The following is a 19,896-nucleotide window of genomic DNA, read 5'->3' as shown; positions in this document are numbered from 1 at the left end:
GTCGAGCTGTTGCGGCAAAACGCTCCGGCCACCCGTCCCATAATCGCCCTCAGCGAAGGCAACGACCCCCGCATCACAAAAGGGGCCATCAACGCGCAGAGGGGGGTCGTGCTGTTTTGAAACACACGCTCAGCAGGAGGGTATGATGTCATGACATCTCAGGTTCTCAATCTCTTCGGTGCGCCCGCAACACGCAGCGAACGGCGTCTGGCCGATCTTCCGGGCCGCGTTGTCGAAGGCGATCCGCATCACCAGATCGGGATGCATTTTACCAGTCCGGATGGCAAGTTGTCGGCGGGCACATGGACCTCGACGCCCGGAAAATGGCATGCGTTCACGGACAAAGACGAATATTGCTATATTGTCAAAGGCCATTGCGCTTTGATCCACGAAGACGGCACCCGACAGGATTTTCGCGACGGGGCAAGTTTTCTGATCCCGAACGGGTTTCGCGGCTATTGGGAAGTCATTGAGGAAACGACGAAGCACTTTGTGATCCGGGATTGCACGTAAGACCCGCAAGGTGCTCCGAAGTGCAGATGCCGTTACGAGGGGTAGTTGTTCTTGCCATAAAGGCGCTGCATGATCATGGGCGTCAGGTACATCGGGATCTGATACGCGCCGATGAAGGCCATGATCGGGGCGGTGACATCGGGTGGCAGGGCGACAAAGAATATGGCGATGTTCCGGTTTCCCGCGATGATCGATATCGCGGTCGATTTGTCTGCGGGCAGCCGGTTTCGGCTCAGGTGAAATGCAACGGCTTGTGCCCCGAAATTGGCCAGACAGGCGAGCGCGATCCAGAAGGTTGCAATGGCGGGATTGTTCAGGGCCGTGGCGCTGACCGAAGGCATCAGCCCGATGACAAAGACGGCCAAGGTAAGTGTCGCCAATCCCTCCAAATTCTGCAGCATCGCGGGTGAAGGTGCACGCAGAACTGTGCGCCGGGTGATAATGGCAGCCGCGGTTGCAAGTACGATGGTTAGCAGCAATTGCAACCCGGCCTGCAAGACAGATTGAATATCCCCCAGTTCGGGCATGAGCAGAAATACGGGCAATGCGGTCAGCGGCAACAGTGCCGTACCCACAACCATCAGCCGCATCGCGTGTTCAGGCGGATGGCCCATCATCAGGCACATATTGGGACTGCCTGAAATGGACGGGGCCGCCGCCATGATCAGCAGGGACAAAAGGACAGGCGTTCCAGTCCACCCCCCCGCAAACCCGATGGCCAGCACGATCAGCGGCATCACGAATTGAAACCCGATGACTGTGAATGCAACCTTCTGCAGATCACTCAGCGACCCGAGAATGGTTTCCGGGTTCATCCTGAGGACTGTGACGAACAGCAACAAAACGACCAGAGGCGGCAGCAGGTTTCGCATCGGCTCGGCCAGAGACGGCAGCAGAAGCCCAGCCGCCAGCCCGGCGATCAGAACATGAGGGCCATGGCGCGCCGCCAGATGAAGCGGGTTCAAGGCCGGTCTACCCGCCCGGGCTTTGGCGCAGATTTTCCGGCAGCCATGTCGCCAGATCCGGGAACCAGATGAGGATGAAAACCATCAATACCATGATCAGGAACATCGGGATCGCGGCGCGTGCGATGTAGCTCATTTCGTGGTTTGTCATGCCCTGCATCACGAACAGATTGAACCCGATTGGCGGTGTGATTTGCGCCATCTCGACAACAACCACGATGAAGATGCCGAACCAGATCAGGTCGATCCCGGCGTCACGGATCATCGGTTCAACCACGGCCATGGTGAGCACGACCGAGGATATCCCGTCCAGAAAGCATCCCAGAATGATGTAGAAAACCAGCAACACCATCAGCAGCTCGAACCGAGTCAGGTCCCATCCTGCGATCAGGTCGGCCAGTCCGCGCGGCAGGCCGGTGAACCCCATCGACAGCGACAAAAAGGCCGCCCCCGCAAGGATCAGGGCGATCATCGCGCTGGTGCGCGTGGCCCCCATCAGGCTTTCGGTAAAGGTCTTCCAAGTCAGCGACCCTTGACCGGCGGCCAGCAAAAGCCCCCCGATCACGCCGAAAGCCGCGGCTTCGGTCGCGGTGGCATAGCCCAGATACATCGAGCCGATGACAACTGTGATCAGCAGGATCACAGGCAGCAGAAAGCGTGAGTTTTTGACTTTCTCGGAAAAGCTCAGCTTGCTTTCGTCGTTTGGGTTCCAGTCCTTTCCCAGCTTGGAATACAGCGCGACATAGCCCATGAACATCGCCGCAAGAACAAGACCGGGGAGGATACCGGCAAAGAACAGCTTGGTGATCGATTCATTGATCGTCACCCCGTACACAATCAGGGTCAGCGAGGGCGGGATCATCAGCCCCAACGTCGCGGCACCGGTCAACGTGCCGATGATCATCCGTTCGGGGTAATTGCGTTTGCGCAACTCGGGGATCGACATCTTTCCGACGGTCGTCAGGGTTGCCGCCGATGACCCCGAGACAGCGGCAAAGACAGTACATCCAACGATATTCGTATGCACCAGACCACCGGGCAGGGGGGCCATCCAGGGCGACAGTCCCTTGAACATGTCCTCGGACAATCGCGTTCGGTACAGGATCTCGCCCATCCAGATGAACATCGGCAGGGCGGTCAGGGTCCACGAGGACGATGCCGACCAGATGGTCGTGATCATCACGTCACCCACGGGGCGTGTCGTGAACAGCTCCATCCCGACCCAGGCAACCCCCATCAGGGCCAGTCCGACCCACACGCCGGTGCCCAACAGGGTAAAAAGCACAAAGAGGAAGAGGATGATAACAGACAGATTTTCCATGCGCTTACTCCCCGTGGCTCTGATCGGCCAGATCGCGGACGATCCGATGTTCACCGCGGAAAAGGACATGGATCAGGTGATCCGTCAGGGCGATGGCAAGGATCACGGCACCGATCAGCATCGCGGATTGAGGGATCCAAAGGGCGGTTCTATCCTGCCCCTGGCTGACATCGTTGAACTTCCAGCTCCAGTAGACAAAGCGATAGGCATACCAACAGAAATACCACATAACAGCCGTGCCAATGGCAAAACACCAAACCTCAAGAACGCGCCGCACCCCGTCCGGCACTGCGTTCAGCAGGATCGATACACGGATGTGACTGCCCCGGTTCAGCGCGTTGGCAAAAGCCAGAAAAGAGGCGGCAGCCATCGCATAACCGGCATAGTCCGGTGCGCCGGGAAACACTTCGCCGGTCCAGCGGGCCAGCATCTGCACCACGATCAGCAGCAATATGGCAATCAGGCTGAGCGCCGCCAGAACCCCTGCCGCCAGATAAATGAAATCCAATACGGACCGAAGCCCTCGCAAAACCGCCATGCCGTCCCCGCTGTGTTCTGATTGGATGTGAAACGGGCGGCAGGATATGCCACCGCCCGTTCCGAAAGGATTACTGCGACGAATTGAAGGCGTCGACGATGGCCTTGCCTTCGTCCCCAGCGGCCTCCAGCCATTCATTGGTCATGGTCACGCCAATCTCTTTCAACTCCTGCACCATCTGATCCGATGCCGGGCCAACGGTCATGCCGCCATCCCGCAGGCCTTGCAAGGTAAAGCCGGTGTATTCCTTAGCGCGCCAGTTCCCGGCATATTCCGCCAGTTCCGCACAGCCCTTGATGACTTTCTTGTTGGCATCGGATACACCAGACCAGACGTCGGAATTGACCATCACATAGTTGCGCGGCAGCCAGGCGTCGACCTCGTAGAAATAGTTCAGGCTTTCCCAAACCTTGCGGTCATACCCGGTTGATCCCGACGATATCATTGAATCCGCGACCCCGGTTGCAAAAGCCTGGCTGATTTCAGCCGCTTCGATGGTGACCGGCAGCATCCCGGTCAACTCGGCCAGCCGCGAAGTGGCGTTGTTGTACGAGCGGAACTTGATACCCTTCATCTCGGCGACCGAGTTCACCTCGTTTTTGAAATAAAGACCCTGCGGCGGCCACGGCACTGCATAAAGCAGTGTCAGGTTTTGTTCGGCCAGCAGGCTTTCGATCGAAGGTTTGGCTGCTTCCCAAAGCTTGGCGCTGTCGTCGAATGAAGTTGCAAGAAACGGGATGGAATCAAACCCGAACAATGCGTTTTCGTTCTGATGTCCGGACAGCAACCGCTCACCGATCGGGGCTTGTCCGGTCTGGATCGCGCGTTTGATGTCGGCGCCCTTGAACAGCGATCCGGACGGGTGCGTGACGATTTCGATCTCACCACCGGTGCCGGTGGTGACGCATTTGGCAAATTCCGCACCCGTGGCCGAGTGGAAGTTTGACGCCGAATAGGCCATCGGCATGTCCCATTTTTCGGCCATGGCGGGTGCAGCAGCGGTGGCAGTCAGCGCAGTTGCCGCCAGAAGGTTCGTCAGTTTCTTCATCATTCTTCTCCCTGTTGAATTTGGAAACACCGGCGTTTTTCACCGGTTTGTTTGTTATTTTGCGTATCGTGACGGCGCGTAGACGCTCATGTCGACATTTGGCGTTCTGCCCGCAATCATCTGCGCCAGAAGGCGCCCGGTTTTTGGCCCGCCTGTCAGGCCGATATGGTGATGACCAAAGCCCATGTAGGCCCCTTTGATACCGGGCACATCGCCAATGACCGGGATCGAGTCAGCCGGGGCGGGCCTGTGCCCCATCCATTCCACTTCCTCCTTCCATGTCACGCCCGGGAACGCCGCCCGGGCATTTTTGCGCATCAACTCGAACGGAGCGCGCGAGGGCGGCGCATCCAGCCCTCCGAACTCAACAATGCCCGCCAAGCGTATGCGCCCATCCATCGGTGTCGCAACGAACTTGCCCGAGACAACCATAACCGGGCTGCGCGGCATCGCGGAAGGCTCTACCAATTCAAGATGATAACCACGTTCGCTTTCAAGAGGAACAGAAACTCCCAAGCGCTTTGCCAATGGGCCCGACCAGATCCCGGCCGTCACGACGGCTGCGTCACAAGCAATTGTCTCGCCACCGGCCCGAACACCGGTGACATGTCCGTTTTCCCGAACCACATCTTCGACATTTGCGCGTATGAAGCGACCGCCGTTCGCCTCAACATGCGCGGCAAGGTCTTTCACGTACCGGCCGGGGTCGGTGATGTGGCCATGATCTGAAAGCCGGGCGGCAAATCCGATGCCCTGACTGTAAACCGGGTCATATTCATGGAAGGCGTGACCTTCCAATTCGTCCCACTGAAACCCGTTCCTGCGCCGGATATCCCAACCAAAGGCATCTTCCTCAAAATGTGCGCGATCCCTGTAAAGAAACAGGTAATCTGAAGGAACCAGCCACTTTTCCGCCCCCGTTCCGGCCGCCAGCGCCTTGTGATCATTCAGACTGTCGCCAACGATGGATGTCAGTGCTGCGGCGATCCTCTCGACGTCGGCGGCGTTTGCATGTCTGAGGTATTTCCAAAGCCACGGAAGAAGCTTTGGTAAATACCCCCATTTCAGGAACAACGGTTGCGAGGGGCTCATCAGCATCTTCGGTGCTTTTCCCAACAATCCGGGGACTGTTACCGGAACGATCGAACACGAGGCCAAAACCCCGCCATTCCCGTGCGAGGTACCTTCGGCAGGGCCTGCCTTGTCGATCAGGATCACGTCGTGACCATCCCGCTGCAACCAGACCGCAGTCGACACGCCGACAATTCCGGCCCCTATGATGGCTATGGTTTTCTTTTCCGTCATTCTGTCACCGCCTTGGCAACCGCATAATGATTCAGTTTGGTCAGGTCAGGTCTGCCGCCAAGTCCGGAGCTCTGAGGCACGCATACCTGACCGTCCTTTACCTGAAATGGCTGCTCCAGAATGTCCTCTTTCAGGAAATAGGACGCCTGATAGAATTCGCAGCCCAGAGAGATTTCCGGTGTCGCGGCAATCATGTGCGTGCCTGCCAAATGGGCCAGTCCAGCCTCGAACATATCGCCACCATAGGCCGACAGGCCATGGGCCGCAGCGATGCGCGCAACCGTCTGCCCGCGGGTCGGGCCGCCTGACTTCATGATCTTCACCGAAACCCCGTCGCAGATCCCTTCGCGGGCTGCGCGCTCCATGTCTTCGGGGCCAAAGACGCTTTCGTCGGCCAGAAGGGGAACATCCGTCATCTGCCGCAGCTTTGCCATCATGCCAAACTGATGGGCGCGGACAGGTTGTTCAATGAAATCCGGTTTGAACTGAGCGACGTCCCGCACCTGCGATGGCGCATCATCAATGCTGAGCCCTTGATTATAGTCCACGCGGACCGAGAGCTCCGGGTAGTTCTGGGCAAGGTACTCCAGCCGCATGATGTCGAAGGCGTGATCCTTGAACCCGGTCTTGAGTTTGACAATCCGAACACCATCCTCACGCAGGCGTGCCAATAGTTCGATGTCCTGGGCAAAGTCGGGATTTGCGATGGAACAACTCAGCGGAATGCTGTCGCGGAAGCGACCACCCAACAAGGACCAGACCGGAACACCGCTGATCCGGCCTGCCAAATCCAACAGCGCGGTTTCCAGCGCGGCCTTGGCTTCGGTGCAATGTGCCACGGCGTAAGCCGCACGTGCCATGATGGCGGCCCGATCCCCAACGCATGCCCCAAGAACGTGAGGGCGCAGATAACGGTCCAGCGCGGCAAAACTCGCTTCGGGTGTTCCGGTGAATACCGACCAGGGCGACGCCTCGCCATACCCTTGGGTGCCATCCTCGGATGTCAGGCGCAGGATGACGACTTCGCAAACGCCTTCAACCGATCCGATGCCGTGATCCCGGCGGGATGTGACCGGCAGTTCAAGATGCCACAGGTCATAACCGATGATTTTCTGTGCCAGATTGCTCATTTCGCCCCCTGTCGATGGGGAAAGCCTGCCTTGACCGGACTATCATTTCAAATACTATATTTTCGTAAGTTCATCAGAAAAAGTGATGTGATCATCGTTGTCCCTGCGCTTTCGCCAACTTCAGGCTTTTCATGCCATAATGGAAACCGGAACTGTGACCGGCGCGGCCTCGGTTCTTGGGATATCGCAACCCGGCATCAGCAACCTTCTGGCACAGCTTGAACGCGAAGCGCGTCTGCCTCTGTTTGAACGGACAAAAGGCCGATTGCTGCCAACCCCTGAGGCCGAGATGCTATTTCGCGAGGTCGACACGGTCGTGCGCGGGCTGGACCACGTGGCGCAGGCCGTGACCGATTTGCAAAACAAACATCCCGGACAGTTGCAGGTTGCCGCGCCGCACCTGTTGTCCTTTGGTTTCATGCCCCGCGAGATCGCGCGGTTTGCCAAAACGCGCCCCAACCTGTCTGTCAGCTTTCAGTCGCAATATTCATCCAAGATTCAGGAATGGGTCATCTCGGGCCTGTTTGAAATCGGTATTGTCGAGATGCCCATTCTGCATGACACACTGAACTATCAGGAGTTTCAGTTTGAAACGCTCGCGACTTTTCCTGAGGGCAGTCCCTTGGCCGAGCACGACGTTCTGACGCCAGAGATATTGGAAAACGAACCCTTCATCGTAATGGGGCCGGAACATCAGACCCATCGCCGGACCCGCGACATCTTTCAGACATCCGGTCACACATGGCGCACCCAGATACACACCCATCTTTCCGAAAACCTGCTGAGCTTTGTAAAACAGGGTATGGGGGTCGCGATGATCGACCCCTTTACCGTGACCTTTGACGACGAGAGCGGGTATCTGACCCGCCCATTTGCGCCGCCAGTCATGCTGGATCTTGCGATCATCACGGCAAAGGGACGCCCTCTGTCCACGATTGCGCAGGAATTTCTGGCCCAGTTGACCCCGTCAATTGCCGCTTACGCGACCCATTCCGAGACCGGTGCGGCCGCTTCGTGAAGCGGCTGTGAGTGAATGTCGACAAGTGTTGGGCCGTCATGCTCAATCGCCTGTTTCAGCACGCGCGTCAGATCCTCGGGGTCTTTGACGGTCCAGGATTTGACGCCAAAGGCCGCCGCAACAGCGGCGTGGTCTGTCCGGTTGAAATCAACATTGTAATAGCGCTGACCAAATCCCGCTTTCTGGCCAGCCTTGATCCATCCGAAGACTGAGTTCGAGAAGACGATCGAAGTGATTGGCATATTGTGCCGGACCATCGTTTCAAACTCGCCGCAGGTGAACCCGAACGAGCCATCGCCCATGACCGACAGGGTTTTAACCGATTGCCGCCCGACATGTGCCCCCATGGCCGCGCCCAGCGAATACCCCAGCGCCCCATGTGCCCGGTTGGTGATGAAATGACGCCCCGGTTTCCGCCAGCGGTAATATGCGCTGAAATAGGGGCAGGGGGTGCCGGGGTCAGCGACCACAATCGAGTCGTCATCCAGAATGTCCATCAAGGACGCCATGACAGCCTCGGGCCGGATCGGCGTCTCGCGACTTGCGGCCAGCGGGGCGAACGCGGTCCTCTTGGCCTCCCAAGCGGCGCGGGCTTTGGCTGCTCCGCCTTGGCTGGTCAGGTCCTGCCGGTTTTCCAGTGCCAGCGCCAAAGCCTCCAGCGCCAGACGGGCATCAGCGCAGATAGCCACTTCGGTCTGGTAATTGGCGCCGATCACCATCGGATCGCTGTCGATATGGATGATCGTGGTGCTGCGCCCGGGGCTTCGCCACCGTTCCGTTGTGACCGAACCGGCGCGGCAGCCAATGAACAAAACGACATCGGCCTGATCCACGACTGCGCGGGTTGCCGGGATGCCCCCGTTCGACCCGACAACGCCCAGGGCAAGCGGGTCGGTCTCGGCAATGGACCCCTGACCCGACACGGTCGTGGCCACGGGCATGTCCAGCAGGCCTGCAACCCGGCGCAGCGCATCGGTCGCCCGGGACAAAACCGGCCCGCCACCACAGACCGCAACCGCGGATTTGGCCCCTGCAAGAATGGCAGCCGCTGCTTCGATGGCGTCCGGGTCAGGTGCGGCCCGTTCAGCGGGATAGCTGCGGTGCCTGTCATCCGCCCAGATTTCAGCCTCGTCTACCTGCCCCTTCTGCGTGTCAAACGGCAGCGCCAGATGCGTCGCACCGGGCGTGCCGGTCGTCATCGCCCTGAAGGCGGCCCGAACCATGGCCGGAAGCCGCGCTGCGTCGTCGAGGGATGTGTTCCATTTGGCCAGAGGCCGGAACAGCGCAGGCTGATCCAGTTCAGTCAACGGGTATTTGCCGCGGCTGGTCGTTGCCACATCTGACGTGATCGCGAGTATCGGAACCGAGCTTTCGTTGGCCTCGACCACTCCGGGCAAGATATAGGTCGCACCACCGCCGGACGGGCCCTCGCACACGCCGGGCTTGCCGGTGACGCGGGCATAGCCATCCGCCATATAGGCTGCGTGCCGCTCGTCCCGTGTCAGAATGTGCTGAATGCCGTGATCCATCCGGGCAAGGGCATCATAAAAGGGCAAAGTGGTATCGCCGCACAGGCCAAACATATGCGTCACACCATGCGCTTCCAGCATGCGCACCATGGCTTCGGCTCCGGTCAGAAAATTTGTCCCTGTCATGGTTGCGAGTCCCTTGTTTCAAAACTGTACGCAGACCTGTATACAGTTTTGTATATTGATTTCAAGTTCAGCGTGTGGCACCTGTGATTCAAACGAAGAAGGGCAGGGGTAATGGCGGGTCCGCGCGTCGACGATATCTATGATCAGGTCAAGGCGATGGCGGTTTCGTTTCGCCTGCGCCCCGGCGACCGCCTGAACGAAGTGGCGTTGTCCAGGGATCTGGGCGTCAGCCGCACCCCGCTGCGCGAGGCGTTGAACCGTCTGGTTGCCGAACGGCTTTTCGACTTCCGCCCCGGACAAGGCTTTTTCTGCCGCCCGCTGGATGCGCAAAGCGTGTTCGACCTGTTCGAACTGCGCCAGATCATTGAAACAGCGGCGGTGCGCGCGGCCTGTGCCAAGGCATCGGACGAAGACCTGCAATTGCTGCGGGATGAGCTTTACGCAACGGGCATCGACATCACCGGTCTGACTGTTGAAGAAGCCGTCAACCGGGATGAGGCGTTTCATCTGGGTATCGCGAAGCTGTCCGGAAACATGGAACTGTTGCAAACCCTGACGCGGATCAATGACCGTATCCGCTATATCCGTTGGATCTCCATGAGTCTCGACCGCGTGCAACGCTCAAAGGACGAACACAAACGCGTCATGCAGGCTTTGATGAACCGGAACGCGGATGAGGCGGCACGGGTTCTGGCTGCACATATCTCCAAACGTATGGATCAGGTGCAGGATGCCGTGCGTCACGGGATTTCGAACATCTACATGGAAGGGTCGGACGATATTTCGACCCGTATCATCGAGGAGGTTGCGCGATGATCGCGCAGGGCGGAAAATCCATCTACGGCGCGTCTGTCGGCATTCTGATGCTGGATGCCCGCTTTCCCCGCATTCCCGGCGATATGGGCAACGCGCAGACCTGGCCCTTTCCGGTTCACTATCGCATTGTGCGCGATGCTTCGCCGGATCGGGTGGTCCGGCACAAAGCCGAAGGCATGCTCGACGTGTTCATCGACGCGGCGCAGGAGCTTGTCAAAGATGGTGTGGACGGGATTACCACCAATTGCGGGTTTCTGTCGCTGTTCCAAAAAGAGCTGGCCCAGGCAGTGCCTGTTCCGGTGGCCACATCGTCCCTGATGCAGGTTGAAATGGTCAACCGCATCCTGCCAGCGGGAAAACGCGCCGGGGTTCTGACCATATCAGCCTCCACTCTGACCCAAGACCATTTGCTGGCTGCCAATGTTCCATTGGACACGCCTATCGGCACGACCGAAGGCGGGGCGGAGTTCACCCGCGCAATCCTTGGAAATGAGCTTGGCCTTGATGTGGAAAAGGCCCGCAAGGACAATGTCGAAGCCGCAATGGCCCTGACATCGAAACACCCCGATCTTGGCGCGATCGTGCTGGAATGCACGAATATGTGCCCCTACGCACCCGATATTCAGCGCGCCACAGGGCTGCCCGTGTTTTCTATCGTGTCTTTCGTGACATGGTTTCAGGCCGGTCTTGTGCCGCCCACCTACTAGACAGGTGACACGGGCGCTCTGACTGACCCGCCCTAAGATGTCACAGGTTCAGGTCGCCTTGTACCGAGTTCCGGATCACCCGCTCGGCATTCGGAATGTCGTTTGAAAGCGCCCGCTCTCTTGCGGCCTGTTTGTCCAGCCCAAACCCAACCCAACGGTCGGTGAGCCGGGTTTCCAGTGTAGCAAGATCGACGCCCAGAAACACCTTGAGCGCCCATAAGGGATGAAGGCCCACCCAGCCCGGTTCATCCAGCAAAAGGTAATTGCCTTCAACCAGAACGACCCGCTGATCAGGCGAGATCATTGATCGGGCAGCGATCGCCAGATCAAGCTTTCGGTCGAAGCCCGGAATTGCAACTTCATCTTCGGTGCGCAAACGCACAAGCAAGGCATGAAGCCCGGCAAGATCGAAGGTTTCCGGCGCGCCCTTGCGGGCGAAAAGCCCGCGTTCCTTCAGGATCGCGTTGTCAAAGTGAAAACCGTCCATTGGCACAAGCCCTGCTGACACGCCGCGCCGGTTCAGCTTGGCCGTGGCAAGGCTGGCAACGGTGCTTTTCCCGGATCCGGGCGGGCCCGCAATCGCGACAAGTTGCCGGTGTCGGGCCGGCGGCAGCGCCTCAACGGCGTCGACGATGCTGTCGGCCAGAACGTCAGGGGCGGTGCCGCCACCGGTCATGCAGCCTGATCCTCGGGCGGTGCGTCCTTGGCCCCGGTCATGAATGCTACGGCGTCGGACATCGAATAGTCCTTGGGGTCAATCACACACAGGCGTTTTCCCAGCCTGTGCACGTGAATCCGGTCTGCGACTTCGAATACATGAGGCATGTTGTGGCTGATCAGGATGATCGGAATGCCGCGTGATTTCACATCCTGGATCAGTTCAAGGACCCTGCGGCTTTCCTTGACACCCAGTGCTGCTGTCGGTTCGTCCAGAATGATGACCTTGGACCCGAACGCCGCTGCACGTGCCACGGCAACGCCCTGACGTTGTCCACCCGACAGGGTTTCGACGGCCTGATTGATATTCTGGATGGTCATCAGACCCAGTTCGCTCAGCTTTTCGCGGGCGAACTTTTCCATCGCCGGACGGTCTAGCATTCGAAGCCACGACCCGAGCGGCCCCTTTCGCCGAATTTCCCGCCCCATAAACATATTGTCCGCAATCGACAGGGCAGGGGACATGGCAAGCGTCTGGTAGACGGTTTCAATACCGGCTTCACGCGCGTCGATTGGTGAATGGAAATTCACCTTTTGACCTTCAAGCCAGACATCGCCTTCGTCTGGCGTCACTGCGCCCGACACTGCCTTGATCAGCGTCGACTTACCCGCGCCATTGTCGCCGATCACCGCCAGAATCTCACCCGGCATCAGGTCAAAATCGCAGTGATCCAGCGCAGTCACCTTGCCGTAGCGTTTCACAAGGTTCCGTCCTTTGAGAATGGGTTCCATCAGGCTGCTACCTTTCTGATCCACTGGTCGACCGCGACCGCTGCGATGATAAGGATGCCGATCAGCAGGAACGTCCATTGTGCATCCGCGCCCAGCAACCGCAGCCCAAGCGTAAAGACACCCACGATCAGGGCACCAAACAGGGACCCCAGAATAGACCCGCGACCGCCAAACAGCGATATCCCTCCGATCACGACCGCCGTGATGCTTTCGATATTGGCCAGCTGGCCCGAGGTTGGCGAAACCGACCCGATCCGGCCAATCAGGGCCCAGCCCGCAAAGGCGCAGATCAGCCCGGACAGCATGTACACGGATATCAGCGTGCGGTGCACGTTGACACCAGACAGTTCTGCCGCTTCGGGGTCATCCCCGACGGCATAGACATGCCTGCCCCAGGCCGTGTGCCGCAACGCGTATGCAAGGACGAGGATCAGCGCCAGCATGAAGACAACACCAACGGTAAACACCGCCCCGCCCAGGTTAAACTTGGCACCAAACAGTTGCAGGATGGCGGCGTGTTCCTCGATCTCCTGCGACCGGATCGTTTCGTTTTGTGAATAAAGAAAATTCGCCGCAAGAACGATCTGCCACATGCCAAGGGTGACGATGAAAGGCGGCAGCTTGATGCGACTGACCAGAAACCCGTTCAAGGCCCCGATTGCCGAGCCAACAGCAAGGCCGCACACAATCGCAACCGAAGGCGGCATTCCATAGCGGAAAGTGAATTGCCCCATCACAACCGACGACATCACCATGATGGCCCCAACACTCAGGTCGATGCCTGCGGTCAGGATCACAAGGCTCTGCGCCGCGGCCACGATCCCGACGATCTGAACCTGTTGCAGGATCAATGTCAGCGCAAAGGGCGAAAAGAACTTGGGGCCCAGCAAGACACCAAAGATGACGATTGCAGCGACAAGGACGATCAGCGGGACCAGCGACGGGTTCACATGCAGAAAATGCTGAACCGTTCCGACAAATCCGCGTTGGTGATCGTCAAATTCGGCAACTTGCTCTGGGCTGCCCTTTGCGGCGGTTTCGAAATCGTCGGCTTGTCGTGAAGAATCGGACATGGAACTTCCCCCAAAGCGTCAGGTTTATGACGACTTTAGCAAGGTTTCGGGCGTGTGGGTGGTTTTGATAAGTGGAAGGCCGCGCAGCGGCCTTCCGTACGTTCAGCTTAACCCCAGCAGAGGTCCATGCCTTCCTGAACCGAGATGGACTCGACGCCGTCGGCGGCCTTATCCGTCACAAGCGCCACGCCAGTGTCAAAAAAGTCCTTACCGGGTGTGTTCTCGGGTTTCGTCCCTTCGTCCGCCCATTTCTTGACAGCCTCAACGCCCAGCGATGCCATCAGCAGCGGGTATTGCTGGGATGTTGCGCCGATGACCCCGTCCGCCACGTTCTGCACGCCGGGGCAGCCGCCATCGACGGAAACGATCAGCACGTCATTTTCGCGCCCGATAGCCTTGAGCGCCTCGTAAGCACCCGCTGCCGCCGGTTCGTTGATGGTATGCACCACGTTGATCATCGGGTCTTTGGCCAGCAGGTTTTCCATCGCGCGGCGGCCGCCTTCTTCGTTGCCAGCGGTGACATCGCTGCCAACAAGACGCGGGTCGTCTTCATCGCCGATCACGTTCGGATCGGCCAAATCAACACCGAACCCCTGCAGGAACCCCTGATTGCGAAGCACGTCCACAGTGGGCTGGCTGACCGCAAGGTCCAACGTGGCGATTTTGGCGTCGTTTGCCGCATCTCCCAGAGTGGCTTTTGCCCATTGTCCAATCAGAAGCCCCGCAAGGAAATTGTCGGTGGCAAAGGTCGCGTCGGCCGAGTCGATAGGCTCAAGCGGGGTGTCCAGCGCAATCACCAGCAGCCCGGCATCGCGGGCCTGCTGCACCGCCGGAACGATGGACGACGTATCCGACGCGGTCAGCAGGATACCCTTTGCGCCATCCAGAATGCAGGTTTCAATGGCCTGAACCTGAGTTTCGTGGTCGCCGTCGACTTTGCCGGCAAAGGCCTTCAGCGTCATGCCAAGCTCTTCGGCTTTGGCTGTGGCACCCTCTCTCATTTTAACAAAGAAAGGGTTGGTATCCGTCTTGGTGATCAGGCAAACGGTTTCACCTTCGGCCATTGCACTGCTTGCCATGGCCGTAACCGCCAGCGCCGTGGCGCCTGCAAGTTTCGCAAGTTTCATCGGTAGTCCTCCCAGTTTTCCCAATGCCCGTCCGGGCATACGTTTGATCGGGCGAAAACCGGCCCGATCGAACGTGAAAACCATCACAAGATTCGAATTTCGAGTCAATAAATAAATCACTCTTATTTATTATTGACAGAAAGGAAGGGTTTCAACATTGTCGTCATGAAGGGGATGGCCGTGTCTGCAATGAACTCTTTGGACAATACCACTGGCGTACGCGAGCCAGATATGCGCGGCACCAACCAAAGTGGAATGCGGGCCCGAAATGAACGGCTTGTCCTGTCACTGGTCCGGCGCCATCAGGCCCTCGCAAAATCTGAAATCGCGCGGATGACCGGGCTGTCGGCGCAGACGGTCTCGGTCATCATGCGCCAGTTGGAAACCGATGGGCTGCTTCTGCGGGGCGAACCGATCCGGGGAAAAGTCGGACAGCCCTCGGTTCCCATGCGCCTGAACCCGGATGGCGCTTATTTCTTTGGGCTCAAAGTCGGGCGGCGCAGTACCGAACTGGTGCTGACGGATTTCCTTGGCAACGTCAGGCACCGCGAACGGCGGACCTATGATTTTCCGACGCCCGAGGCGACATTGAGCTTTTCCACAGAAAGCCTCGACAAAGTGATGGCGTCAATGTCGCACGAGGCGCGCAGCAGAATCGCGGGCCTTGGGATTGCCATGCCGTTCTACCTTTGGGACTGGGCACAAACATTGCAGGTTCCTCAGGAAAAAATGGATCCGTGGCGTGACGCGGACCTGAAAGGCGCGTTGGCCGCTAGCTATGACGTGCCGGTTTTCCTGCAAAACGACGCAACGGCCGCCTGCGGTGCCGAGCTGGTGTTTGGCCCGGCGGAAGGCCCACGAGATTTCCTGTATTTCTATGTCGGCTTCTTCATCGGGGGCGGGGTGGTTCTGAACGGCTCCATCTTTTCAGGGCGGGGAAATGCCGGTGCGCTTGGCCCATTGCCTGTGCCGGACGAAGTGGGCGGAGTGAAACCGTTGATAGATGTCGCCAGTCTTTATGTGCTGGAGCGTGCGGTTGGTGGAAATGCCGCAACAGCCGGTTCAATCTGGGAAACGACACTGCATTGGGACGTACCGGAAACCCACCTTGAGAATTGGCTGAACCAGGCGGCGCACGGAATCGCCCATGCCATCGTCTCTTCTTGCAGCCTGATCGATTTCGAATGTGTCAAGATTGATGGCTGGATGCCTGCTGATATCAAGGCGCGGCTGGTGGAAAGGGTTGAGCTCAAACTATCCCATATGAACCTGACCGGGCTTGAACGGCCCTTGGTGCTGGCGGGGACGGCAGGCCCGGATGCCCGCTCATTGGGGGCGGCCAGTTTGCCATTGTCGGAAAGATACCTGCTCGAAGGGTAGGTTCATCCCTGAAAACCCCGACCTTTATCCAAAGCGGATCCGCCGGAAAAAGGGCATCGCCCGCTAAACTTTTTGACAGCCAGCGCAATTGATCGTTGACGGATGCCGAAGAAGTCTGGCAAGCCGCTCGGCATGTCCGGTTCCGGGGCGTGCTCTGGAATCAATAGGGAATGCGGTGCGGGCTTTGGCCCAATTCCGCAACTGCACCCGCAACTGTAAGCGGCGAGCAGGGCTGAAGTGCCACTGGTGTTAATCCGGGAAGGCCAGCCCAACGCTTTGACCCGCAAGTCAGGATACCTGCCGGACATGTGCCTTTGACAAGGGCACTCCTAATCGGCGACGGGATGTGCGTCGGAGCAGGATGCTTGAAAAAGCAGCTTAGCTTGGACGTCCCCGCAGTCAAAACGCATCTCGTACCGGGGTTGGTGCGATGGGACAAGGACGACTATTGATGACCAAGCTGCTTTCCGCAGCCGCTGTGGCGATGGCGCTTCCAGCGATGGCAAATGCGCATTTCCTGCTGGAATACACCGCTGACACCATGATCGACGCACCGGGGAATGTTCCGGTCAAGCTGATCTTTTGGCATCCGTTCTCGAACGGGCATGTCATGGATCTGGACAAGCCGCAGGAATTCTACGTGATCCACAACGGTCAGAAAACCGATCTGCTGGATACCTTGGAACCCGTACGTTTCACCGGCGGCGAAAACGAAGGCGCGGCATTCAAGGGTTATGTTCCCGTCAAACGGTCGGGCGACTATGTGTTGGTGACTGTTCCCCAGCCCTATTATGAGGAATCCGAGGATATCTATATCCAGCAGATCGCCAAGGCATTCCTGAACCGCAATGAACTGCCGACCGACTGGATGAACCCGGTGGGCTTGCCGGTTGAGATCATCCCGCTCAACAAACCAACCAACATCATCGCGGGTTCGACGTTTACAGGTCGGGTTATGGCCGAAGGCCAACCGGTTGCGGGTGCCGAGATCGAGATCGAGTACATGGCCGCAGAACCGAACATGGAAAGCGCGGCCGCTTCCGCCCCGTCGGTCTCGCCGATGCCGGGTGGTGCATTGGTCGCAACTTCGGATGATAACGGGTATTTCACGTTTGGCGTTCCAAAAGCCGGATATTGGGGATTTGCCGCACTCGGCGCCGGTCCCGTGACCGAACACAATGGCAAAGAACTCAGTCAGGACGCTGTCATCTGGATCCGCGCCTGGGATTTGGAGTAACCGTAGATGCACATCGTTGACGGAGCCTTGTCCAACCCTGTCGTGATCGGCGGCGCAGTCGCTGCGGCGGGTGGGATTGCCATGGGCCTCAGGTCGCTGGATCTTGATCGCATCCCCACTGCGGGGGTGCTGTCTGCCAGCTTTTTCGTGGCATCGCTGATCCATGTGCCGATTGGCCCTTCGTCAGTGCATCTGATCCTCAACGGTATGGCCGGGCTTTTGTTGGGCTGGGCCGCATTCCCGGCCTTGTTCGTCGGGCTTTTGCTGCAGGCCGTCTTCTTTGGCTTTGGCGGGTTGACGGTATTGGGGATCAACACCCTGAACATCGCGTTGCCCGCGGTTTTGGCCGGGCTGATCTTTGGCCGCCTGATCGCCCATGGCTCACCTCTGCAAGGTGCGATATGGGGCGGGGTCGGCGGTGCCTTTGCCATCGCCGCCACAACCGGCATGGTTGCGTTTTCACTGGCCCTGTCCGGGGATGCATTCCTGCCAGCGGCCAAGCTTGTTTTCTTTGCACATATTCCTGTCATGGCGATCGAGGCGATCCTGACTGGGTTCGCGGTTTTGCTGGCGCGCAAGGTCAAGCCCGAGCTGTTTGTCAAACGAGCGGTCGCATGAGGTACCTGGCGATCATTCTGGTGCTGTGCTGCGCACCCGTACCTGCCTTGGCGCATAAGGTCATCGCCGGAGTGTTTGAATCCGGTGACGCCATCGAAGGCGAAATCGGCTTTTCCAACGGTGACATGGCAAGCGGGGCCGAGGTCATCGTCAACGGCCCGGACGGAGCCGAGCTGGGCCGTATCGTAACAGATGCAGATGGGTTTTTTATCTACACGCCAAACGCGCCGGTGGCCCATACTTTCTTTGCAAACCTTGGTGCCGGGCATGTGACCGAGGTCACCATGCCCGCTGCGGATGTCGCCCGGATCATGGGCGTTGAAGCGGAACCCGACACCGCGCCGACAAACGCACCTGCCCAGACAGCGGCGGTGCTCAGCGATGAACAACAACAGGTCATTGCCAGGGCCGTGCGGGATGAGCTGCGCCCGCTGCGTCGGGAAATCGCCGCCTACCGCGAACAAAATGACCTGCAAACTGTTCTGGGTGGGATCGGATATATCGTCGGTCTGTTTGGTCTGGGCTTTTACTTTGCGGCACGCCGCAAGCTGGCGGCCTGATGGCGCACGTTCTGGGGCAACAGGAAAGCACGCTGGTCAAAGCGGGCGCGCAGCGGCGCGGCGCGATCAACCCGCTTGATCCAAGGATGCGGATCGTCATGGCGGTTGTCTTCGCGGTGGTGACTGTCGCGGTGTCCTCGCTGACGGCGCTGTGCGCGGCTTTGGTGGTGTCCCTTTCGCTTCTTGCCGCGTCGCGTCTGCCCTGGCGGAAAACGTTGAAACGCATGGCCATGATGGATGGGTTCATCCTTTTCATGCTGGTGCTGTTGCCATTCTCCATGCCCGGCGACCCGATGTTCACGCTCTGGGGGTTTCCCGCAAGCTGGCAGGGTTTCTGGAAAGCGGTCGAGATCGCTCTGACGGCCAACGCGGTCATCCTGTCCCTTATGGTGCTGGTCGGCACGATGGAGCCGGTCACTCTTGGCCACGCCCTGCACCGCCTGCGCTGCCCCGAAAAGCTGGTTCACCTTCTGATGTTCACCATCCGCTATATCGAGGTTCTGCGGGAAGAATACCTGCGCCTGCGCGCGGCCATGAAGGTACGCGGATTTCGCCCGGCAACAAACTGGCACACCTATCGCAGCTTTGGCTATCTCGTGGGCATGATGCTGGTGCGCGCGATCGAAAGATCCGAACGCATACTTGATGCGATGAAATGCCGGGGGTTTTCAGGCCGTATGCTGCTGCTTCAGGACTTTGCCCTGACCCGAAGGGACATCGTTTTTGCCGCAGGTCTTGGTGCCCTTTGCGCGGGTCTGATCATACTGGATTTGGCATGACACTGATTGCGCTTGAAGATATCTGCTTTGCCTACCCCGGTCAGCCACCCGTTCTTGACGGTGCCAGCCTCAGCCTGTCCGCCGGTCAACGCCTGTCGCTGACGGGCCCGAACGGGGCGGGAAAATCGACCTTGCTGCGTATCACGCTTGGCTTGCAGCGCCCACGGTCCGGCACGGTCACGATCTTTGGTCAGCAAAGGGTGCAAGAGGCCGATTTTCACGACGTGCGCCGCCGGGTGGGACTTGTGTTTCAGGATGCGGATGATCAGTTGTTCTGCCCGACCGTCGCCGAGGATATCGCCTTTGGCCCGCTCAACCTGGGCAGAACACGCGACGAAGCACTTGCCATCGTTGAAAGCGTGTTGGGTGATCTGGACCTGATGCATCTGAAGAACCGCATCACCCACAATTTGTCAGGGGGTGAAAAACGGCTGGTTACGCTGGCGACCGTTCTGGCGATGGAGCCCGAGGTTCTGCTGCTTGATGAACCCACCAACGCGCTGGACCCACGGAACGAGGCCCGGCTGCTGGAAATCCTCCGGGCATTGCCGCAAGCGATCCTTCTTGTCAGCCATTCCCCGGCCTTCCGCGCCGAACTGGCACCGGATGCGCTGGATTTGCGAGACGGAAAACTGGTTGCTGTCTGACAGGACCAAT

The 19,896-nt window shown here is 58.8% G+C and carries 21 protein-coding genes and 1 riboswitch; of the genes, 10 read left to right on the top strand and 11 right to left on the bottom strand.

Going from position 1 to position 19,896, the window contains the following annotated elements:
- Positions 1-150: 150 nt before the first annotated feature.
- Positions 151-513 (top strand): cupin domain-containing protein, encoded by a 363-nt coding sequence (locus ACR0DS_RS19620; protein WP_480484893.1) that lies wholly within the window; start codon positions 151-153, stop codon positions 511-513.
- Positions 514-545: 32 nt separating this feature from the next.
- Here ACR0DS_RS19620 and ACR0DS_RS19615 read toward each other — a convergent pair whose 3' ends face one another.
- From ACR0DS_RS19615 to ACR0DS_RS19590, 6 genes are all read right to left on the bottom strand, one after another.
- Positions 546-1,478, bottom strand: coding sequence for a hypothetical protein (locus tag ACR0DS_RS19615; RefSeq protein WP_480560741.1), 933 nt, complete (start codon positions 1,476-1,478; stop codon positions 546-548).
- Positions 1,479-1,485: 7 nt separating this feature from the next.
- On the bottom strand, positions 1,486-2,799 hold the full coding sequence (locus ACR0DS_RS19610; RefSeq protein WP_480560740.1) for a TRAP transporter large permease: 1,314 nt from the start codon (positions 2,797-2,799) through the stop codon (positions 1,486-1,488).
- Positions 2,800-2,803: 4 nt separating this feature from the next.
- Positions 2,804-3,337, bottom strand: coding sequence for a TRAP transporter small permease (locus tag ACR0DS_RS19605; RefSeq protein ID WP_267365461.1), 534 nt, complete (start codon positions 3,335-3,337; stop codon positions 2,804-2,806).
- A gap of 70 nt (positions 3,338-3,407) precedes the next feature.
- Positions 3,408-4,385 (bottom strand): TRAP transporter substrate-binding protein, encoded by a 978-nt coding sequence (locus ACR0DS_RS19600; RefSeq protein ID WP_480560738.1) that lies wholly within the window; start codon positions 4,383-4,385, stop codon positions 3,408-3,410.
- A gap of 54 nt (positions 4,386-4,439) precedes the next feature.
- Entirely contained in the window at positions 4,440-5,690 is a 1,251-nt protein-coding gene (locus tag ACR0DS_RS19595) for an NAD(P)/FAD-dependent oxidoreductase (RefSeq protein WP_480560736.1), read from the bottom strand.
- Positions 5,687-6,820, bottom strand: coding sequence for an enolase C-terminal domain-like protein (locus ACR0DS_RS19590; RefSeq protein ID WP_480560734.1), 1,134 nt, complete (start codon positions 6,818-6,820; stop codon positions 5,687-5,689). The genes ACR0DS_RS19595 and ACR0DS_RS19590 overlap by 4 nt, the downstream gene beginning before the upstream one ends.
- A 97-nt stretch (positions 6,821-6,917) precedes the next feature.
- Between ACR0DS_RS19590 and ACR0DS_RS19585 the strand changes: the two genes are divergently transcribed.
- Complete coding sequence (locus ACR0DS_RS19585; protein WP_480484886.1) at positions 6,918-7,838, top strand: LysR family transcriptional regulator; 921 nt, start codon at positions 6,918-6,920, stop codon at positions 7,836-7,838.
- Here the strand turns inward: ACR0DS_RS19585 and ACR0DS_RS19580 are convergent.
- A complete protein-coding gene (locus tag ACR0DS_RS19580) occupies positions 7,799-9,493 on the bottom strand; it encodes a thiamine pyrophosphate-binding protein (RefSeq protein WP_480560732.1) in 1,695 nt (564 codons plus the stop codon). The two genes, ACR0DS_RS19585 and ACR0DS_RS19580, sit on opposite strands and share 40 nt — an antisense overlap.
- A 111-nt stretch (positions 9,494-9,604) precedes the next feature.
- Here ACR0DS_RS19580 and ACR0DS_RS19575 point away from each other — a divergent pair, with 111 nt between their 5' ends.
- A complete protein-coding gene (locus ACR0DS_RS19575) occupies positions 9,605-10,309 on the top strand; it encodes a GntR family transcriptional regulator (RefSeq protein ID WP_480560730.1) in 705 nt (234 codons plus the stop codon).
- On the top strand, positions 10,306-11,016 hold the full coding sequence (locus ACR0DS_RS19570; RefSeq protein WP_480560728.1) for an aspartate/glutamate racemase family protein: 711 nt from the start codon (positions 10,306-10,308) through the stop codon (positions 11,014-11,016). The genes ACR0DS_RS19575 and ACR0DS_RS19570 overlap by 4 nt, the downstream gene beginning before the upstream one ends.
- Before the next feature lie 40 nt (positions 11,017-11,056).
- Here the strand turns inward: ACR0DS_RS19570 and ACR0DS_RS19565 are convergent, their stop codons facing one another.
- The 4 genes from ACR0DS_RS19565 to ACR0DS_RS19550 all read right to left on the bottom strand — a co-directional run bounded on the left by ACR0DS_RS19565 (position 11,057) and on the right by ACR0DS_RS19550 (position 14,665).
- Entirely contained in the window at positions 11,057-11,692 is a 636-nt protein-coding gene (locus tag ACR0DS_RS19565; protein WP_480560726.1) for a nucleoside/nucleotide kinase family protein, read from the bottom strand.
- On the bottom strand, positions 11,689-12,465 hold the full coding sequence (locus tag ACR0DS_RS19560; protein ID WP_480484881.1) for an ATP-binding cassette domain-containing protein: 777 nt from the start codon (positions 12,463-12,465) through the stop codon (positions 11,689-11,691). The genes ACR0DS_RS19565 and ACR0DS_RS19560 overlap by 4 nt, the downstream gene beginning before the upstream one ends.
- On the bottom strand, positions 12,465-13,538 hold the full coding sequence (locus ACR0DS_RS19555) for an ABC transporter permease (protein WP_480489245.1): 1,074 nt from the start codon (positions 13,536-13,538) through the stop codon (positions 12,465-12,467). Before ACR0DS_RS19555 ends, ACR0DS_RS19560 begins: the two co-directional genes overlap by 1 nt.
- A 107-nt stretch (positions 13,539-13,645) precedes the next feature.
- Positions 13,646-14,665 (bottom strand): substrate-binding domain-containing protein, encoded by a 1,020-nt coding sequence (locus ACR0DS_RS19550; RefSeq protein ID WP_480489243.1) that lies wholly within the window; start codon positions 14,663-14,665, stop codon positions 13,646-13,648.
- Between the two features lie 189 nt (positions 14,666-14,854).
- On the opposite strand from ACR0DS_RS19550, the gene ACR0DS_RS19545 reads away from it, so the two are divergent.
- The 6 genes from ACR0DS_RS19545 to ACR0DS_RS19520 all read left to right on the top strand — a co-directional run bounded on the left by ACR0DS_RS19545 (position 14,855) and on the right by ACR0DS_RS19520 (position 19,886).
- Complete coding sequence (locus ACR0DS_RS19545; protein ID WP_480560743.1) at positions 14,855-16,045, top strand: ROK family transcriptional regulator; 1,191 nt, start codon at positions 14,855-14,857, stop codon at positions 16,043-16,045.
- Between the two features lie 120 nt (positions 16,046-16,165).
- Positions 16,166-16,364: riboswitch (cobalamin riboswitch) on the top strand.
- A 132-nt stretch (positions 16,365-16,496) separates the two neighbouring features.
- Positions 16,497-17,282: a DUF4198 domain-containing protein gene (locus ACR0DS_RS19540; RefSeq protein WP_480508814.1), complete on the top strand. Its 786-nt coding sequence runs from the start codon at positions 16,497-16,499 to the stop codon at positions 17,280-17,282.
- A 6-nt stretch (positions 17,283-17,288) separates the two neighbouring features.
- The gene (gene cbiM, locus ACR0DS_RS19535) at positions 17,289-17,900 is read left to right on the top strand and encodes a cobalt transporter CbiM (protein ID WP_480560724.1); all 612 of its coding nucleotides are present in this window, start codon (positions 17,289-17,291) and stop codon (positions 17,898-17,900) included.
- Positions 17,897-18,460, top strand: a complete 564-nt coding sequence (locus ACR0DS_RS19530) for a cobalt ABC transporter permease (protein WP_480560722.1) — start codon at positions 17,897-17,899, stop codon at positions 18,458-18,460. The genes cbiM and ACR0DS_RS19530 overlap by 4 nt, the downstream gene beginning before the upstream one ends.
- Positions 18,460-19,239 carry a cobalt ECF transporter T component CbiQ gene (gene cbiQ / locus ACR0DS_RS19525; RefSeq protein ID WP_480560720.1) on the top strand — a complete coding sequence of 260 codons (780 nt, stop codon included), beginning with the start codon at positions 18,460-18,462 and terminating at the stop codon, positions 19,237-19,239. The genes ACR0DS_RS19530 and cbiQ overlap by 1 nt, the downstream gene beginning before the upstream one ends.
- Positions 19,236-19,886 carry an energy-coupling factor ABC transporter ATP-binding protein gene (locus tag ACR0DS_RS19520; protein ID WP_480560718.1) on the top strand — a complete coding sequence of 217 codons (651 nt, stop codon included), beginning with the start codon at positions 19,236-19,238 and terminating at the stop codon, positions 19,884-19,886. The genes cbiQ and ACR0DS_RS19520 overlap by 4 nt, the downstream gene beginning before the upstream one ends.
- Positions 19,887-19,896 lie beyond the last annotated feature (10 nt).

This window comes from Ruegeria sp. AF5 (assembly GCF_056541905.1).
The sequence above is the reverse complement of the archived record's forward strand: the minus strand, read 5'-3'. Positions and strand labels throughout refer to the sequence as shown.

Excerpts from the sequence above, each read along its gene's own strand:
- ACR0DS_RS19555 (WP_480489245.1), bottom strand. The coding sequence starts at position 13,538 with ATGTCCGATTCTTCACGACAAGCCGACGATTTCGAAACCGCCGCAAAG.
- ACR0DS_RS19575 (WP_480560730.1), top strand. The coding sequence starts at position 9,605 with ATGGCGGGTCCGCGCGTCGACGATATCTATGATCAGGTCAAGGCGATG.
- cbiM (WP_480560724.1), top strand. The coding sequence starts at position 17,289 with ATGCACATCGTTGACGGAGCCTTGTCCAACCCTGTCGTGATCGGCGGC.
- ACR0DS_RS19550 (WP_480489243.1), bottom strand. The coding sequence starts at position 14,665 with ATGAAACTTGCGAAACTTGCAGGCGCCACGGCGCTGGCGGTTACGGCC.
- ACR0DS_RS19545 (WP_480560743.1), top strand. The coding sequence starts at position 14,855 with ATGAACTCTTTGGACAATACCACTGGCGTACGCGAGCCAGATATGCGC.
- ACR0DS_RS19580 (WP_480560732.1), bottom strand. The coding sequence starts at position 9,493 with ATGACAGGGACAAATTTTCTGACCGGAGCCGAAGCCATGGTGCGCATG.
- ACR0DS_RS19590 (WP_480560734.1), bottom strand. The coding sequence starts at position 6,820 with ATGAGCAATCTGGCACAGAAAATCATCGGTTATGACCTGTGGCATCTT.
- cbiQ (WP_480560720.1), top strand. The coding sequence starts at position 18,460 with ATGGCGCACGTTCTGGGGCAACAGGAAAGCACGCTGGTCAAAGCGGGC.
- ACR0DS_RS19600 (WP_480560738.1), bottom strand. The coding sequence starts at position 4,385 with ATGAAGAAACTGACGAACCTTCTGGCGGCAACTGCGCTGACTGCCACC.
- ACR0DS_RS19540 (WP_480508814.1), top strand. The coding sequence starts at position 16,497 with ATGACCAAGCTGCTTTCCGCAGCCGCTGTGGCGATGGCGCTTCCAGCG.
- ACR0DS_RS19570 (WP_480560728.1), top strand. The coding sequence starts at position 10,306 with ATGATCGCGCAGGGCGGAAAATCCATCTACGGCGCGTCTGTCGGCATT.
- ACR0DS_RS19560 (WP_480484881.1), bottom strand. The coding sequence starts at position 12,465 with ATGGAACCCATTCTCAAAGGACGGAACCTTGTGAAACGCTACGGCAAG.
- ACR0DS_RS19565 (WP_480560726.1), bottom strand. The coding sequence starts at position 11,692 with ATGACCGGTGGCGGCACCGCCCCTGACGTTCTGGCCGACAGCATCGTC.
- ACR0DS_RS19620 (WP_480484893.1), top strand. The coding sequence starts at position 151 with ATGACATCTCAGGTTCTCAATCTCTTCGGTGCGCCCGCAACACGCAGC.
- ACR0DS_RS19520 (WP_480560718.1), top strand. The coding sequence starts at position 19,236 with ATGACACTGATTGCGCTTGAAGATATCTGCTTTGCCTACCCCGGTCAG.
- ACR0DS_RS19530 (WP_480560722.1), top strand. The coding sequence starts at position 17,897 with ATGAGGTACCTGGCGATCATTCTGGTGCTGTGCTGCGCACCCGTACCT.
- ACR0DS_RS19595 (WP_480560736.1), bottom strand. The coding sequence starts at position 5,690 with ATGACGGAAAAGAAAACCATAGCCATCATAGGGGCCGGAATTGTCGGC.
- ACR0DS_RS19605 (WP_267365461.1), bottom strand. The coding sequence starts at position 3,337 with ATGGCGGTTTTGCGAGGGCTTCGGTCCGTATTGGATTTCATTTATCTG.
- ACR0DS_RS19610 (WP_480560740.1), bottom strand. The coding sequence starts at position 2,799 with ATGGAAAATCTGTCTGTTATCATCCTCTTCCTCTTTGTGCTTTTTACC.